This window comes from Streptococcus mitis (assembly GCF_009496205.1).
GTDB lineage: Bacteria > Bacillota > Bacilli > Lactobacillales > Streptococcaceae > Streptococcus > Streptococcus mitis_BN.
Map to the genome: position 1 here is coordinate 22120 of NZ_WIJO01000014.1, position 17077 is coordinate 39196.

The 17077-nt window shown below is 40.0% G+C and carries 17 protein-coding genes; all 17 read right to left on the reverse strand.

What is annotated here, in order from left to right:
- Positions 1-125 precede the first annotated feature (125 nt).
- Positions 126-674 carry a GNAT family N-acetyltransferase gene (locus GEZ85_RS03755; protein WP_153209527.1) on the reverse strand — a complete coding sequence of 183 codons (549 nt, stop codon included), beginning with the start codon at positions 672-674 and terminating at the stop codon, positions 126-128.
- Between the two features lie 258 nt (positions 675-932).
- Positions 933-1757 carry an ammonia-dependent NAD(+) synthetase gene (gene nadE / locus GEZ85_RS03760; protein WP_153209525.1) on the reverse strand — a complete coding sequence of 275 codons (825 nt, stop codon included), beginning with the start codon at positions 1755-1757 and terminating at the stop codon, positions 933-935.
- On the reverse strand, positions 1754-3214 hold the full coding sequence (locus GEZ85_RS03765; protein ID WP_153209523.1) for a nicotinate phosphoribosyltransferase: 1461 nt from the start codon (positions 3212-3214) through the stop codon (positions 1754-1756). Before GEZ85_RS03765 ends, nadE begins: the two co-directional genes overlap by 4 nt.
- A 115-nt stretch (positions 3215-3329) precedes the next feature.
- Complete coding sequence (locus tag GEZ85_RS03770; RefSeq protein WP_153209521.1) at positions 3330-3818, reverse strand: DUF6773 family protein; 489 nt, start codon at positions 3816-3818, stop codon at positions 3330-3332.
- The gene (locus GEZ85_RS03775) at positions 3808-4017 is read right to left on the reverse strand and encodes a helix-turn-helix transcriptional regulator (protein ID WP_001812672.1); all 210 of its coding nucleotides are present in this window, start codon (positions 4015-4017) and stop codon (positions 3808-3810) included. The genes GEZ85_RS03770 and GEZ85_RS03775 overlap by 11 nt, the downstream gene beginning before the upstream one ends.
- A 432-nt stretch (positions 4018-4449) precedes the next feature.
- Positions 4450-5178, reverse strand: coding sequence for an ABC transporter permease (locus GEZ85_RS03780; RefSeq protein WP_049543346.1), 729 nt, complete (start codon positions 5176-5178; stop codon positions 4450-4452).
- Positions 5179-5193: 15 nt separating this feature from the next.
- On the reverse strand, positions 5194-6039 hold the full coding sequence (locus tag GEZ85_RS03785) for an ABC transporter ATP-binding protein (protein ID WP_080977898.1): 846 nt from the start codon (positions 6037-6039) through the stop codon (positions 5194-5196).
- A 98-nt stretch (positions 6040-6137) separates the two neighbouring features.
- Positions 6138-6359, reverse strand: a complete 222-nt coding sequence (locus GEZ85_RS10200; RefSeq protein ID WP_194251510.1) for a hypothetical protein — start codon at positions 6357-6359, stop codon at positions 6138-6140.
- A gap of 45 nt (positions 6360-6404) precedes the next feature.
- Positions 6405-6815, reverse strand: a complete 411-nt coding sequence (locus GEZ85_RS03795) for a GNAT family N-acetyltransferase (protein ID WP_153209519.1) — start codon at positions 6813-6815, stop codon at positions 6405-6407.
- Between the two features lie 206 nt (positions 6816-7021).
- Positions 7022-8386 (reverse strand): amino acid permease, encoded by a 1365-nt coding sequence (locus tag GEZ85_RS03800; protein WP_045612032.1) that lies wholly within the window; start codon positions 8384-8386, stop codon positions 7022-7024.
- Positions 8387-8461: 75 nt separating this feature from the next.
- Positions 8462-8944: a transcription elongation factor GreA gene (gene greA / locus GEZ85_RS03805; RefSeq protein WP_000818748.1), complete on the reverse strand. Its 483-nt coding sequence runs from the start codon at positions 8942-8944 to the stop codon at positions 8462-8464.
- A gap of 60 nt (positions 8945-9004) precedes the next feature.
- Positions 9005-10699, reverse strand: a complete 1695-nt coding sequence (mltG, locus tag GEZ85_RS03810; protein WP_153209517.1) for an endolytic transglycosylase MltG — start codon at positions 10697-10699, stop codon at positions 9005-9007.
- Positions 10700-10778: 79 nt separating this feature from the next.
- A complete protein-coding gene (locus GEZ85_RS03815) occupies positions 10779-11273 on the reverse strand; it encodes a GNAT family N-acetyltransferase (protein ID WP_049499017.1) in 495 nt (164 codons plus the stop codon).
- An 8-nt stretch (positions 11274-11281) separates the two neighbouring features.
- Complete coding sequence (locus GEZ85_RS03820; protein WP_153209515.1) at positions 11282-11737, reverse strand: GNAT family N-acetyltransferase; 456 nt, start codon at positions 11735-11737, stop codon at positions 11282-11284.
- Between the two features lie 9 nt (positions 11738-11746).
- Positions 11747-13081, reverse strand: coding sequence for a UDP-N-acetylmuramate--L-alanine ligase (gene murC, locus GEZ85_RS03825; RefSeq protein WP_153209513.1), 1335 nt, complete (start codon positions 13079-13081; stop codon positions 11747-11749).
- A gap of 10 nt (positions 13082-13091) precedes the next feature.
- Positions 13092-13709, reverse strand: a complete 618-nt coding sequence (locus GEZ85_RS03830) for a divisome accessory protein ZapJ (RefSeq protein ID WP_153209511.1) — start codon at positions 13707-13709, stop codon at positions 13092-13094.
- Positions 13710-13756: 47 nt separating this feature from the next.
- On the reverse strand, positions 13757-16855 hold the full coding sequence (locus tag GEZ85_RS03835) for a pilus expression-regulating Snf2 family helicase (protein WP_153209509.1): 3099 nt from the start codon (positions 16853-16855) through the stop codon (positions 13757-13759).
- Positions 16856-17077: the final 222 nt, after the last annotated feature.

Sequence of the window (17077 nt, forward strand, 5' to 3'; positions counted from 1 at the left end):
TCAAAATTCCAGAAAAAATAGGGATAATGATAGGGAAAAATAGGAATTTAATCAGGTTATGTAAAAAATGTTGCAAAAAAAGCCAGACAAAGTCTGACTTTGATGGAAACTGAAAAGAAATTTCACTAGTCTTCCCTACTTATCTGATAATAAATAAGGTCCGAAAGATAGCCTTTTCTCTCTACACCATTGCTAATAGTCTTTAGATAGGACATTCCAGCCTTCTCCATGACACGACCTGAAGCTGGATTGAGACTGGCATATCGAGCTCTAACTTTTTGAAAACCTGCTTGAGTAAAACAAAAGTCCAAGACAGCTTTCAAGGCTTCTGTCATAATCCCATATCCCCAGTAAACCTTGCCTAACACATAGCCAATTTCACAACTTGAATCTTCCTCGTGTATTTCGACAATGCTGATATCTCCTATCACTTGCCCTGGGTTTTCTTTGAGACAAATGGCCCATTTGTAATAGTTGGGATTAGCATAGGAGGCAATCCAATTACGAATCGAGTTTCGAGTCACCTCGACATCAGGATGAGGATCCCAAGTGACGTAGGTTAGATTCTCAGCAGACGAAGCCCAATTCTGAAACATGGCTTCTGCATCACTTTCTAAAAATCTTCGCAAGATTAAACGATCTGTCTGTAATATTTGCGTACCGATTGCTTTCATGACGCCACCTCGCTTTCTGATAGATGATTCTCTGCCCAACCTCAATTTAAATTTACTTTGCTTTTTAATTTCAAGGTAATAAGCTAAAAAGATCCACTGGACCTTCTCTCACTTTCTTATTTCAAGATGAGAGGCCGAAAACCTCCACTGGAGGTTTTTCTTGCTTCCCAGTTTCTAGGCAAGAAGCTAAAAAGGTCCACCGGACCTTCTTCGCTTTCTCATTTCTAGGCTCAGGGTAAAAACCTCCACCGGAGGTTTTTACTCCCAAAAGTCATCAAAAACAGTGATTGGTAGGTGGCGTTTGTGTTGGCCTTTGTGCCACCAGTTTTCGATAGTTGTTTGAGCTTCTGGGCTGATTGTTTTGCCTTCTAGGTAGTCGTCAATCTCTTCATAAGTGACTCCGAGAGCCACTTCGTCAGCTAGGCCTGGTTTGTCTTCTTCTAGGTCTGCTGTTGGGATTTTTTCATAAAGAGCTGGGTCTGCCCCAAGTTCCTGCAAGAGTTGTTTTCCTTGACGTTTATTGAGACGGTAAAGAGGGAGAATATCCGCACCACCGTCACCAAACTTGGTAAAGAAACCTGTAATATTTTCCGCAGCATGGTCTGTTCCAATGACCGCTCCGCTATGGGAACCAGCAAGGGCATACTGAGCAATCATACGGCAACGAGCCTTGATATTGCCCTTGTTGAAGTCTGAAACAGAGCTTCCTGTAGCTTCAACTGCAGCTGTCATGGCATCTGCCGATTCCTTGATATTAACTACCAAGCTGACATCTGGCTGGATGAAGGCTAGAGCTTTTTGAGCATCTGCTTCATCGGCTTGTACTCCGTATGGCAGGCGGACAGCTATAAATTTGTAGCTATCATCCCCTGTTTCAGCTCGCATTTCTTCCATGGCTAATTGGGCCAAGCGACCTGCTAAGGTTGAGTCTTGTCCCCCAGAAATCCCTAGTACAAAGGTTTTAAGGAAGGGATGTTTTTTCAGGTATCTTTTTAAGAAGTCAATGGAACGACGGATTTCTTCTTGACTATCAATTACAGGTTTGACACCCAGCTCTTGGATAATCGTTTCTTGCAAACTCATTCTTCTTCTCCTTCACCGAGGGCTTCCTTACGCATTTTGTCAATCAAGTCCATCTTGTCTTGCCATACATCACGCGCCAAATCCACTGGATAATGCTGTGGATTAAGCACGCGCTTGTACTCATCCCACAACTTGTCAAATTCCTTACGGGCATAAGCCTGAATCTCAGTCAAGCTAGGCAGATTGTAAATCAATTTTCCGTCTTTGAAAATATCCACCAAGAGAGGCACGGCATCAAAATTACGAACGGTCTTCTTGATGTAGGTATAAGTCGGATGGAACATCTTGATTTCTGTCATGCTGGCAACATCTACGCCATCATAAGTGATATAGTCTCCTTCTGACTTACCTTTTTCACGACTGGTAATGCGCCACACCTGCTTCTTACCTGGCGTAGACACTTTTTCCGCATTATTAGACAGCTTAATCGTATTGCGCATGTTCCCATTTTCATCTTCGATTGCTACAATCTTATAAACTGCTCCAAGAGCTGGCTGGTCATAGGCTGTAATCAGCTTAGTTCCCACACCCCAAACATCAATCTTAGCCTTTTGCATCTTGAGGTTGAGGATAGTATTTTCATCTAGGTCATTTGAGGCATAAATCTTAGCCTCTGTAAATCCAGCTTCGTCCAGTTGCTGACGAACTTTCTTGGAAATGTAGGCAATATCCCCAGAGTCAATTCGTACACCCATAAAGTTAATCTGGTCGCCTAGCTCACGCGCCACCTGAATAGCAGCTGGTACCCCAATACGAAGGGTGTCATAGGTATCCACAAGAAAAACGCAATTTTTGTGGGTCGCAGCGTAAGCCTTGAAAGCCTCATAGTCGTTACCATAAACCTGCACCAAGGCATGGGCATGGGTTCCCAAGACAGGAATGTCAAAGAGTTTACCAGCACGCACGTTGCTGGTTCCATTGGCACCACCAATCACCGCTGCGCGTGTTCCCCAGATAGCTGCATCCATTTCTTGAGCCCGACGTGTCCCAAACTCCATCAAGGGTTCATCTTCAATGACTGAACGAATACGAGCTGCCTTAGTCGCCACCAAGGTCTGGTAGTTGACGATGTTCAAAAGAGCCGTTTCGACCAATTGACATTGAGCTAGAGGGCCTTCCACCTGCACAATCGGTTCATTAGCAAAAACCAAGTCCCCTTCTTGGGCAGAACGAACGGTCAACTCCAACTTGAAATTGCGGAGATAGTCCAAGAATGACCCATGATAGCCCAGCGACTCCAAATAGGCAATATCGCTATCTGAAAAACGCAAGTCTTCAAGATAATTCACAATTCTTTCCAAACCTGCAAAAACTGCATAGCCATTTTTAAAAGGCTGTTGACGGAAATACACCTCAAAGACCGCCTTTTTATTGTGAATCCCTTGGTCAAAGTAAACCTGCATCATGTTAATCTGGTACAAGTCCGTGTGCAATGTCAAACTATCATCTGGATACATACTTTTCCTACTTCCTTAACTAGAAATACATGAAAATTCTCAAAAACTTTCATGTATTCCAATAAATTATTACTATTATATCACATTTTAGCTGGATTGAGAAAAGAGTAACAAGCTATTCTCCACTCTCCAATTCATCCATGTCTTGCTCGAACTTTTTCTGGGCCCATTCGCCATAGATCTTCAGACCGAGATTGCCGATAAAGACCCATGGAAGGTAAATGACATAAGTAATGACCCAAGCAGACAAGTATTTAACGTTCAAAGGATTGTGCTGATAAATTTCGATATTGAATTGATAATTCTGCAACATCAAAAGAGTCGTAATAGCGAGAGTTACCAGCAAACACCCTAAAATTGTAAAATGAAAACGACTATAGTAGTTCACACCAAAATCTCGAGCACGGCCGAAAAAGTAAGAAGTTCCAATAATGATAGTGATGAGAATCATTCTCGGATTAAAAAGACTTGGTGCTAATACTGCAATCATATAAGATAAAATCAAGAAAGCTATAGAGATATAGAAACTTTCAGCCCCCGCTTTATTGATCAGTTGTTCTTCTCTTTCGTCTAGTAATTGATAATAAAAAAATCTATTTTTCATCTTCTTCCTCCCAAAATAATTGATCCAAAGTTTTGCCTAAACATCTGCAAATGGACTGGCAGAGGGAAAGACTAGGATTGTATTTCCCCGCCTCTATCAAACCAATAGTCTGGCGCGTCACCCCAACAGCCTCTGCCAGTTGACCTTGTGTTAAATCAAGCTCCACACGAGCTAATTTTAATTTTAAATTTTTAGCCACCTGCGTCCTCCTTATAGTTTTAATACTCATCTACTCTTAAAAAATACAAAACTAACACAAGCTGTCAGCTATTATTATAAGCTCATTAATTAGCACTCCAATATTATCTTCAGCCTAAAATCAGTATGTTGGATTGTTTGAAATAAACTCCCTAGCTGGCTATTTAGTATTAGCTTTAGTAGAATCTTTTAAACGAGTTTTGATTGCTTGTATTTCTTGTTTAGTTTAGTTGCTTTCATATCACTATTATATAATGCTTTTGGAAATGAGTCTAGCATAAGACAAAAACGTGTACACAGCAAGAGCAGGATCATAGCAAGATGACTGATTTTTTCATAGAGATACCTCCCGTGAAGAGACGAAAGCGAGATAGGTGCGGGTACTTTTTATTTTTTACTAACATTTTAAGTAGGTAAATAATACTAAACGAAACTAAAATGAATACTTCTTGCTTTTCTTGAGAGTGAAAAAGTACAATAAAATGATTGTAGTGATTACCACAAGATACTGACTAATAGACATCGTATTTGAAGCCACAAATACAGGTAAAGAATAAAAAGGAAGAAGTTCAATTGCTTTGATAAACAAATCATTACTAGTATTCATCATAATCGTATTTAATATATTAGGGATAAAGAGTAGTAAAGCAACTAAAATACCAAATATCAAGCCACTTTTCAATTTGTATAAATAGAAAATGTAAGATAATAGAAAATAAAATAGGACTAACAAAATTGTATTGACTACAATAGCTACTATAAAATCTAATCCTAAATCACCTGGAACACCCAATTTACATACGATGACTAGTAGCACAATGCCATTCAAAGCATAAATAATAGAAACTGAGATGGCATATAGAAAATTAGACAAGACGTAAATCATCCGATTTTTCTTTTGATTATAAAATAAACTGATCGTATTGTTAGAAAAATCCCTGCTAATAATTCGGTTAGCATGTATAACAGCCATTAACATACCGAGCATAGCATAAAAATTTGAAATATGCTTAATACCAAGTGATGTCCCTTGAGTCTTTAGAATAAAGAATGTAACCAGTATCGGCGGTATAAACGAGATAATCAATCCGAGATATATTACGCCTGATGAATATAAATCTCTTATATTTTCCTTAAGAAAATTCAATTTATTTAATTTCATGATTATAACCTTCCTTTATTTTGAACGATTTAGATAAATATCTTTAAGCGTCTCTTTTTTAGTTTCAAAATCAACTACTTTAATAGAGTTTTCGTTAAAAAATTTAAAAAGCTCACTACTTTGAATATTCCCAGACATAGTAATTTTCAGTCCCTCTTCCTGAACAATATCCCCAAATTCTTGTTTGGTAAGGAAAATGTCTTTATCTGTAGCTGATGAAAAAGCTATCTCAAACAAGCAATTATGTCTATCTTTTCCTACTTTTTGGAATGTCAAAAGCCCGTTCTCCAAGAAAAGGACCCTCTCACAAATTTCTTCAATATCTTCTAATTTATGACTCGATATTAAAATTCCCACATTTTCATGTAAAGCTAAGTTTTTTAGAACTGCTAAAACTATTTGTGATGATTCAATATCTAAACCATTAGTCGGTTCATCTAAAATCAATATATCAGGTTCCGTAACGAGAGTTAGAAGCAAAGCTAATTTTTGTTTTGTACCTAAAGAATAGGTCTTTACTTTTTTATTAATAGACTGAGTCAAATCTAACTCTTGGATCAAACTTCCAAATCTTTCTTTATTGTAGTCAACACCATATAAATTTGACAAATATTTTAAATTCTCTAAACCTGTTTTAGATAAAAATAATTTTGGTTCTTCGATTAAATACCCAACATTATCACTACTTATAATATTCCCTGAAGTCGGTTGATTATTCTGAACAAGAATTTTCATCAATGTACTCTTGCCAACTCCGTTTCTCCCTACTAGACCAACAATTTCACCCTTATTAAGTGCAAAATTTATATCTTTGAGAATGATTGAATGAGCATAATGCTTACTTACATTTATAACTTCCATTTTTTATTCCTCCATTAACATTCTTGGTTTTCTCTTTGATTCTCATTAATTTTAAAAAGTTGCGCCTCTTTTTAACAACATTATATCATATATCTAACTTAATGCAATATATAAATGTCATTTTGTAAAATTTTATTAACAAAAAACTCTCTACCACCTAAATGATAGAGAGTTTTCTGCTTATTCAATTTTCTCAAAACATCTACAGCATCGTAGGATTTCACATCTAATGTCTTAGCTACGACTGTATTGTCCTCAATATCGTCTAGACAGACACAATTTGTAGGATTTAACTGGTATTTATCGAGAATCCCCTTCATACTTATGTCAAGCCCCCCTCTTTTATTTATGCTTTCATATTCACCTTACAGATTCTTTTGGTAATAAAATCTTTGTCCTGTGTGGGGATAGTCTTGTAACTTAAAGACTTCCTTGTAGCCATGCCTTTTATAAAAATCAGGAGCTTGAAACTGGTAAGTATTGACAAAAGCAAAACGACAGTTTCGATTCTTAGCTTCAGTTTCTGCTTGCTGCAATAGTTTTGAACCGATTCCTTGCCCTCGCAGTTCCTCTTTTACAAACAAATACTCAATTTCCAACCAATTTCCAAAAGTCTCTGCTATCAAACCTGCCAGGAGATTGCCCTTTTCATCTTCGACATAAAGATTAAGTGGCTCACTTTCAGCTTCTTCTCTTTTTGAACGGTTATAAAGACGAATCAGATTCCCTATTTCTTGTGATTTATGGGATTCCTTATTTTCCAATCTAAAGTACATCTAAACCTCCTTAAACACTGTTACAGCTTGATTATAGTCTTATTTCAATAGACTGTCAAACTAGCAAAAACTCACCAACCTGAGTTGATGAGTCCTTATACTCTTCGAAAATCAAATTCAAACCACGTCAGCTTCACCTTGCCGTACTCAAGTACAGCCTGCGGCTAGCTTCCTAGTTTGCTCTTTGATTTTCATTAAGTATTAATTTATTTTCTAAATTTCCACTGGCTATAAATCCCGAAACCGATAATCCAGATAGCTGAACCGATTGCTCCTACAAATGTAGACTCTTGTAAAAAGAGAGTTACAAAGACAAAGGCAAAGAAGAGCATGGTTAAGGGATTTAGGAAACGATAATGGGGCATGAGATAGCCGTCCGCCATAAAGTCCTGTGACTTGCGGTATTTAAGGTGAGCCACCATAATCAAGATATAAATGGCGATATAGACACCTGATGATGATGCCGTAATCAAGGCAAAGGCATCGGAAACACCTGGCAAGATATTAATAAAGGCTGCTAGGGCAATCAAGATTGCTGAGGCGATGATGGCATTTTGTGGCACATTGTGGCGAGAAAGGGTATCTGCCTTGATCGCTTTTAAGAATGGATTTGGCGAATCATGGGCAATCTGGTACAAATGGCGACCTGTTGAATAAAGGGTCGAGTTAAGGGCAGATGCTGCTGACGTCAAGACGACAAAGTTAATCAAGGCTGCTGCCCACTTGACACCTGCCAATTCAAATACTGTAACAAAGGGAGAATCAGCCGATGCAAGTTCACGCCAGGGAATGATAGCCATGATGGCTAAGAGGGCACCACCGTAGAAAAAGGCGATACGCAAAGGAATTTCCTTAACGGCTTTTGGCAAGACCTGACGTGGATTTTTGGTTTCTGAAGTCGTTACCCCGATAAACTCAATCATGAGATAGGCAAAGAAAACCATCTGGAAGGCCATGACAAAGTTAACTCCACCATTAGGAAATAGTGAGAAATTGTCGGCGATATTAGCCAAACTTGCTACTCCATGTGGTGTCTTAAAGCCTGTCAAGACCATAAAGACTCCTGTGGCAATCATGGCTAAAATAGCCACAATCTTGACCATCGCAAACCAAAACTCAACTTCCCCAAAGAGTTTCACCGCAATCAAATTGACCAAGGCTAGAATGGTCAAAAATCCAATCTCAATCATCCAACTTGGCCAGCTAGGAAACCAGAACTGAACATAGTGAGAGATAGCAGTGATTTCCGCCATACCGATAAAGACAACGGATAGCCAGTAAGACCAAACTGAGAAATAACCCCAGCCCTTACCCAAATGGCGCGTGATAAAGTTGATAAAGGTATGTTGCTCAGGGTCTTGGTAGAGCATTTCTCCAACCGCACGCATCATGAGGAACATGAAGGCCCCTGTAATCATATAAATCAGTACAATGGAAGGACCTGTTAGGCTGATAGAGCGCCCCGCTCCCAAAAAGAGTCCTGTTCCGATTGTTCCCGCAATGGCCATAACCTGCACGTGACGATTGGTCAGACCACGCTCCATCTTATTTTTTTTCTTCTTTGAACTCATAACGTCTCCAATTCAATTTAAAATGGAAAAAGGAGTGAGTGAAGCGCACAGCCTCCCCACTCCTTTTTTCTGCTTTTAGGCTGTTTTTTCAACCTTTAAGATTTTCACATCATAGCTACCAACAGGTGTTTCAATGGTTGCTGTATCACCTGTTTTCTTGCCAATCAAGGCTTGTCCAATTGGGCTTTCATTTGAAACTTTACCCGCAAAGGCATCTGCACCCGCTGAACCTACGATAATATAAACTTCTTCTTCGTCCTCACCAATTTCTTGGATAGTGACTGTTTTTCCAATCGCCACTTCATCATCGGCAACTGAGTCGCTATTGACGATTTCAGCATAACGGATTTTTGTTTCCAAGCTAGAGATTTGTCCTTCGACAAAAGCTTGTTCATCCTTAGCTGCTTCGTATTCACTGTTTTCTGAAAGGTCACCATATGAACGAGCAATCTTTATGCGTTCTACCACTTCTGGTCGGCGGACCAATTTCAATTCTTCTAATTCTTTTTCAAGTTTTTCCTTTTCCGCTAGGGTCATAGGATATGTTTTTTCTGCCATTTTTCTCAACTTTCTTTCGATAGTATTGAATCTCTATCTGAGATTCTCATTGTTGTAGTCTTAGTTTGAACTACTATTTTGAGTAAGCTTGCTATTGACGTGTTCAGCTACATTACGATCATGCTCTTCCTGTGTCACTGCGTAATAGACTTTACCATCTGTAACATTGGCTACAAAGTATAGGTTCTCACTCTTAGTTTGGTTGATACTTGCTTCAATCGCGTCCTGACTTGGACTATCTACTGGACCAGGCATCAAACCAGGTTTTGTATAAACATTGTATGGTGAATTAATTGATGTATCAATTCCAGCATCATCTGCTAGGCTAATATTTTGACCAAGCTTCCCTTGGGCATACAAGATTGCAATATTGCTTTGAAGAGGCATGCCGAGATTCAAACGGTTGTAGAAAACACCTGCAATCAACTTACGGTCTTCGGTCTTAGCTCCTTCTTTTTCAACAAGTGAAGCAATTGTTAGCAATTCATTAACTGTCAAGTTTTTAGACTTAATTGCACTATAGTGCGGAGTCAAGGTCTTATCCATAGCTGCCAACATCTCATCAATCAAGCTTTCAATAGTTGTACTTTCCTTGATAGAGTAGGTCGCTGGGAAAAGATAACCTTCCAAACGGTAACGAGCTCCACTTTCTTTCGTTGGCAAGCTTTCGAGTAGGTTTGGATATTTAGCAACTTCTTGACTGATAAAGTTGTCATCTTGCACCTTAGCCAAGAAGGCTTCCGCTGTCAAAGGTTCTTTAAATTCACCTTGTAATTGGCCTACAGCTTGGGCGATTTGATCAATCGTATATCCTTCTGGAATCGTTAAATCTGAAAGTGAAGGTTCTTGAGGTTCAGGAGTACCACCTTTCTGGAGTTCCTTAATGATATCCTCTGTACTCATGCTCTTTTGCAAATTGTAATAACCAGCCTTCAAATCTGAATAATTTTTATATTTGGCATAGAAAGCAAAAATCACTCCGTGTTTAATCACACCAGAATTTTCAAGTGCTGAGCCAATCTCTTGGACATTGGCTCCTTCTGGGATTTGAACGGTTACATACTTCTTAGAATTAGCATCAACTGGTAATAAAGATGACTGGACATACTGGTAACCGAAGTAACCACCTGCCGAAATCAAGGCAAGGAAAATCAGTAGAGAAATGAAGAAAGCCTTCAAATGTGATTTTTTCTTCTTGACAGGTTTAACAGTCTCACGACGACTACGACTCGGAGTTTCAGAAATGACTTCAACAGCTTCCGTTTCCATAACTGGTTCTGGTTTTGTTACTTCTTTCTGAGGCTCTTTTTTAGCTTCAGTCTTATAAGAAACAGCTACTCTTGTTGGAGTTACGTTGAAATCTTCTTCGACCTTTTGTGGACGATTAGTCTCTGGCCTTGGAACCGGTCTTGATGGACTTGCTTCAACTGGTGAAGCTGGAACATCTTGACTAGGGTGACGAGGAGTAATCGGAGCTTCTACTCTTGATTCATCTGCCGGTGATGCAGGCATATCCTCACTAGGATGTTTTGGAACACGTGGCGCATTCTCCATAATTTTTTCAACAGCTGATAGGGATGCAACCATAACATCTTCATCTGCGAGTTTTGTTTCAGGGACAAATAGAGCTTCTTTTTTCTCTGCAAGTTCAGTGGCCTCTTGGCGAGTCCCTTCATTACGTTTTACTTTTTCTAAATCGCGTAAAATCTGCTCTTTAAAGCTTAATTTTTCGTCTTCTCTTGGCTTTTCACTCAAAAGTTTATCCTCCTCGTTGACAATCCATAATATTATATCTTAAAAACGAAAGAAAAGCAACCTAGCATGCTTTTCTAGCTTATTTTTTAGCTTCCCAGACCATATCATACCAGGTTTCTCCTGCAAAGGTTGACTGGGACTGGCCTTCATTGACAAATCCATGTTTTTCGTAGTAAGTAATGAGATAGTCATGACAGGTTAGGTTAATGCCTTCTCTTTCGTGTTCAAGAGCTAGTTCTTTCAAAGCTGTTAGCAATTTCTGACCTAGTCCTATTCCCTGTGCCTCCTTGGAAATAGAAAGACAGGTCACAGAGATATAACCACCAGGCTCATGACTATAATCTTGTATATCTTCTGTAAAAGACTGATCTTGCAGATGGCGGTGGGGGACAACTGGTCCCTCTATATAACCAATAATCTTACCCTCTTTTTCTGCAACTAGAAAAGAGGTCTGAATTTCTCGCAAATGCGCCTCAAAAACAGAGCGAGGAATGGCTTCTTCGATCGAAAAATTTTCTAGTTCAATCTCAACGATATGATCTAAATCTTCTAATCTTGCTTTCCTAATTTCCATTGTGCCTCCTAAAAAAAGAGATTAAACCAAATCATACTAAAACCTTGACTAGCTGCATAAAGCGAATCTGTCTCTTCTTCATCAATAAAACCGTTCATTTCAAAATAGGAAAGCAACTTATCCGGACTCTTCAAACGAATAGCTTTGTAATCCAGCTCAACTGCCACATCTTTCAAAGCCGCAAGAAGAAGCGTTCCCAAGCCCTGTCTCTGATGGTCAGCCTCGATGACTAAAGAATGTATTTCTAGACATTTCGGATTGTGTGGGTAAGGACCACCTAGAACATAGCCCAGAAGCTGATTTTCATCCCTAGCTAGAAGAAAGGTATCCGCATACTTACGGATACTTTCTTCTAAAATATGGGAAGGTTGCTGCTTTTCAGCTGGAAAAGATGTGGCCTGAAGTGTCTCTATCTCAGCCAAATCAGACTTACTTGCCTGAATGATCTTAATTGGAATTTCCATGAAAACTTCCTATTGAACATTGCTTGTCAAGTCAGACAAGAGACGCTCGAATGAATATTCATAGGTTTGGATATCCCCTGCTCCCATAAAGACATAGACAGCATTGTCATGGTCTAGGAGTGGAGAAACATTTTCAACAGTGATCACTTGGTTTTTCTTGTTGATTTTGTTGGCTAGGTCTTCCACTTTAACATCACCATGATCTACTTCACGAGCAGATCCATAAATTTGCGCTAGATAAACAGCATCCGCTTGGTTCAAAGCGTGGGCAAATTCGTCCAACAAGGCAATGGTTCTTGTAAAGGTATGCGGTTGGAAGACTGCTACGATTTCTTTGCTTGTATATTTTTGACGAGCTGCATCCAAGGTCGCAATAATTTCTGTTGGATGGTGGGCAAAGTCATCGATAATCACCGTGTCATTGACAATTTTCTCAGTGAAACGACGCTTAACACCGGCAAATGTTTTCAAGTGTTCACGCACCAAGTTCAAATCAAATCCTGCTGTGTAAAGAAGACCAATAACAGCTGTCGCATTCATGATATTGTGACGACCAAAGGTTGGAATGTGGAATTGCCCCAAGTCTTGTCCACGGAAATGAACGGTGAAGGTTGAACCAGTTGTTGAACGAAGAAGATCGCTAACTACAAAGTCATTGCCTTCTGCTTCAAAACCATAATAATAAATTGGTGCATCAGACGTAATCTTACGCAATTCAGCATCTTCTCCGTAGATAAACAAACCTTTGGTAATTTGTTTAGCATAGTCGTTAAAGGCATTGAAAACATCCTCTAGGCTTGTGAAATAGTCTGGGTGGTCAAAGTCAATGTTGGTGATAATAGAGTACTCTGGGTGGTAAGGCACGAAGTGACGCTCATATTCGTCAGATTCAAAGACAAAATATTTGGCATTGGCTGAACCACGACCTGTCCCGTCTCCAATCAAGAAGCTGGTATCTGTAATGTGCGACAAGACATGAGACAACATACCCGTTGTTGAAGTTTTTCCGTGCGCTCCAGCAACTCCCATGCTAACAAAATCACGCATAAAGCTACCTAGGAACTCATGGTAGCGTTTGTAGCTAATGCCATTTTGGTCCGCATAGGCAATTTCGACGTTGTTATCTGGACGAAAGGCATTTCCAGCGATAATTTCCATATCACCGTCTAGATTCTTTTCATCAAAAGGAAGAATGGTAATCCCTGCCTGCTCAAGACCACGTTGAGTAAAGTAGTACTTTTCAACATCTGATCCCTGTACCTTATGCCCCATTTGGTGCAACATCAAAGCCAAGGCACTCATCCCTGATCCCTTAATTCCGATAAAATGATATGTCTTTGACATGTTTTCTCCCCTATTCTGTAATTCTTGTCAGATTCAACTCTTGAGCAACCTGACGTTCTTGTTCTTTTTGTTGATTCTTTTTATTGTAGATTTGGCTCTTCTTCAGAAAATCATAATTATTTTTCTTTGGACCTGAAGTTTCTTTTGGCTCAGATTGAGTCGAAATATTGCTCACTTCTTCCGCCAAGATGTAATGAGACTGGGTCAATTTTTGACTATATTTGACAAATTCACCAGGATTTTCCTTTTGGAAAGGCGCGGTAGGTTGATTGCCCTGCCTAACCAGACTTGGCTGAGAATGGCGTCTTGTAGGAGTAATATCCTTAGTCAGATAACTTGCTGAGCGTTTCTTTTTCAAATCCGCACGCGCTTCTTCACGCGCCACCTCCGCATAGCTCTTTCCTTCTTTTTTTACTCCTAAGCCAGCCTTCTTAGGTTTCTCTACTGGCTTTTCAATCTGTTTTACTGGTTTTTCTTCAGTAATAGGGGCCCACTCCAGATAATTCTTATCACGGTATTCTCCCTTGATATTACTGATAAAGTCAGATTCATCATAGAGGTCCATAACCGGCATCTCAGTCAGCATAACCTCATCATCTGACACCAATGGAAATCGTTCTTCTCTCATTTTCTATTTCCTTTCAACACTTCATTATAGCGTATTGTCTTGATTTTTCAAGTGCTGACTTCAGAAATTCCCAAAATTTCTCTAATTTCTGCTAGGCTGAGACTGCCACGTGACTCTGTGCCGTCCAATACTTGTGACACCAGATGTTTCTTCTGTTCTTGGAGTTCCTGAATTTTTTCTTCAATGGTTCCCTTGGTCACTAAGCGATAGACCTCAACCGTTTCTTCCTGACCCATCCGATGGGCACGGCCAATAGCTTGCGCTTCCACCGCAGGATTCCACCAAAGGTCAACCAAAATAACCGTATCAGCACCTGTCAGATTCAGACCGACACCACCAGCCTTGAGGGAAATCAGAAAGGCATCTCTTTCCCCTTGGTTAAAGGCTTTGGTCATGTCTTGTCTTTCCTTGGCTGGGGTTGAACCCGTAATTTTAAAGGATGTCATACCCAAGTCTGGCAGTTCTTGTTCTATTTTCTCCAACATTCCCTTGAACTGCGAGAAAATCAAGACACGGTGTCCGCCGTCTGCCACCTGGACCAGCAGGTCTCGAAGACTATCCAGTTTACCACTGGCTCCCTGATAATCCTCCATAAAGAGGGCAGGAGTGTCACAAATTTGGCGCAATCGCATCAGACCAGATAAGATTTCCACACGACTTCGCTGAAATTCCTGATCTGACACTTGAGACAGACGGTCTCGCATCTGTTGCAACTGGGCTAGGTAAATAACCTTTTGCTGGTCTTCCAGTTCATTTTTATAAACCACTTCAATCAAGTCTGGCAATTCGGTCAGAACTTCTTCTTTCTTGCGTCGCATCACGAAAGGCTTGATAAACTGAGCTACGCGCTCAGCTGGCAATTTCATAAATTCTTTCTTGCTTGGCAAAAGTCCTGACATGACGATTTGGAAAATAGACCACAACTCACCTAGATGGTTTTCAATAGGAGTTCCTGACAAGGCAAAAACTGACGGCACCACAAATTGTCTCAAGGTCTGGGCAATCTTAGTCTGGGCGTTTTTCATGACCTGAGCTTCATCTAAGAAAAGGAAGTCAAAGGCCATTCCCTGATAAAGCTCACTGTCCTGACGGAAGGTAGCATAGCTCGTCACATAGATTTGATGGCTTTCAGTAAGAATCTCTTCACGACTAGCTTTCAAACCATGAACAACAGCCACATCCAACTGTGGGGCAAATTTCTGAAACTCATCTGCCCAGTTGTAAATCAAACCTGACGGAGCCAGAATCAAAACCCGACTTTCTTTTGTCACTTGACTGGTCAAAAAAGCAATGGTCTGAAGGGTTTTTCCCAATCCCATATCATCAGCTAAAATCCCACCAAAACCATAATGATGGAGCATCTGCAACCAGCCGATTCCCTTTTCCTGATAGTCTCGCAAGTCAGCCCGAACCTGAGTTGCTTGCAAAGGAAAGTCCTCTGGATGCGTCAAATCGTGGGCCAAATTCTGGAATTCTTGTGAAAAAGAAACACGGTCACGCCCTTCAAAGAGATGAGCTAAACTATAAGCCAAGGATTTTCGAGTCTGCAAGGCACCATCTTTTAATTCAAACTGCCCCAGTTCCTGTAGATTTTGGCGAATTTTCTTGGTTTCTTCATCGAAAAAGTAGACTTGATTAGACGAATCAATGTAAAAATCTTGATTGGCAACCAAGGCCTGCATTGCTTGGTCAATTTCCTCCTGGGCAATATCTTGAAAATCAAACTGGATTTCCAAGAGACCTCCCTTGGAAGCAATCTGTACTTGAGGGCTTGCTAGGTTATAGAGTTCTTCTAACTTGTCTGATAAATCAACATTCCCAAGTTTTTCAAAGACTGGAATGATTTCATGGAAGAAATGATAGACAGACTCTGCTTTTAAGGCCTGACGCCAAGATTGAAAGTCTGCTTCAAAGCCCACAGCCAAACAGACTTGGAAAACTCTTTCTTCTAATTCAGCATCACTCGAAAAAGGTAATTCTTCTAGCTCTTGTCGGCTAGATACCTGCTTGTCTCCATAATCAAACTGAATTTCTAAACGAATCCGATTATCTTCTTCCCTGTCAAAGTAAAAAGAGGGCGCAAAAGTTTTGATTTGTAAGCGTTCTGGAGCTGAAACGGTCCCCATCTGGCCAAAGAGAGTTAGACAGGAAGCCAACTTATCTCGGTCACTGCTATCAAATTGCAGGTATTTCTTTCCATCTTGACCCAAAGGTAGCGCTTTGATTTCCTTGAGAAGACGCATTTGCTGGTCTGTTAGAAAATAAACCTGTCCTTTATGGAAAAGCACAGCTCCCTGATAAAAGACATTGACCCTAGGACTCTCACTGATTTCCATTTCAAAATAATCCGAGTATTCTGTTACTGTAAAGGCAAATAGATTGGCATCAGCATGCATATCCTGAAAAAGCAAGGTTTGGTAACTATCCACTTGATGGTCAAATTGAAAATGGGGCAAGGCCATCAGTAAATTCACACCCTGCTCAAAAAAGGTCAGAGGAAAAAAGAGATGCCGACCTTGGTTTTGGAAAAAAAGGTCTGGAGCTAGTCCTTCCTCCATTAGTCCGCGTAAGAAAGTCAGAAGCTCTTGACTTTCCTCATTAAAGGCTTCCCAAGACAGAGACTCCTCATAAGTTTTACCAATCATATAAGGTTTTCTCTTCTCGACGACTCTTAAAAAAAGCGGAATGTCCCGAATAACATAGTATTTTTGACTATTGATTTGCCCGATTCTCAGGGTCCACAAGATATGATTGCTTCCTGCTTCCACCTGACCGACAGCCGACAACTCATAGGAGCGGTCTGATTTTGGAGACAAGATTCGTTCTAAAAATTTGCCACCCAAGGTCACCTTGGTTTCAACGGCCTCTTTTTCTTCATGACCTTCTTCCAGACTCTGCAAGATTTCCTGACCACGCTCATCATTTTTTAGAAAATGCTCCAGCGCCGCCAAATGCACACAGTAGCCCCTCTTTTGGAAAAAATCACAGGCACAAAAAACCAAATCATCCTCTAAACTATAGCGCAGTTCTTCTTCTGCAACGCGAGCGTAGAGCCGATTGTTCTTTTCCTTGATGATGTCAACCTTACCAGTTTCATAAAGGGCAACGCCTTCGATACGGACTTTCCCCGGAATCAATTTAGCCATATTTTTACCTTTACCTTATCTTTTTATTATACCATATTTTCGCCTATGAAAATAGCCTTCTAGGAAGACTTTTCTCCTAGAAGGCTGGATTTTTAGGCTCTATAATATTTGTAGTGGGTAAATCCCCTATGGATATTATGGAACCTATTTTGTTGTAGAAAAAAAGTTCCATATGACCTATAATGAAAAGCGACTAAACAACTCATTAGAAAGATTCATATG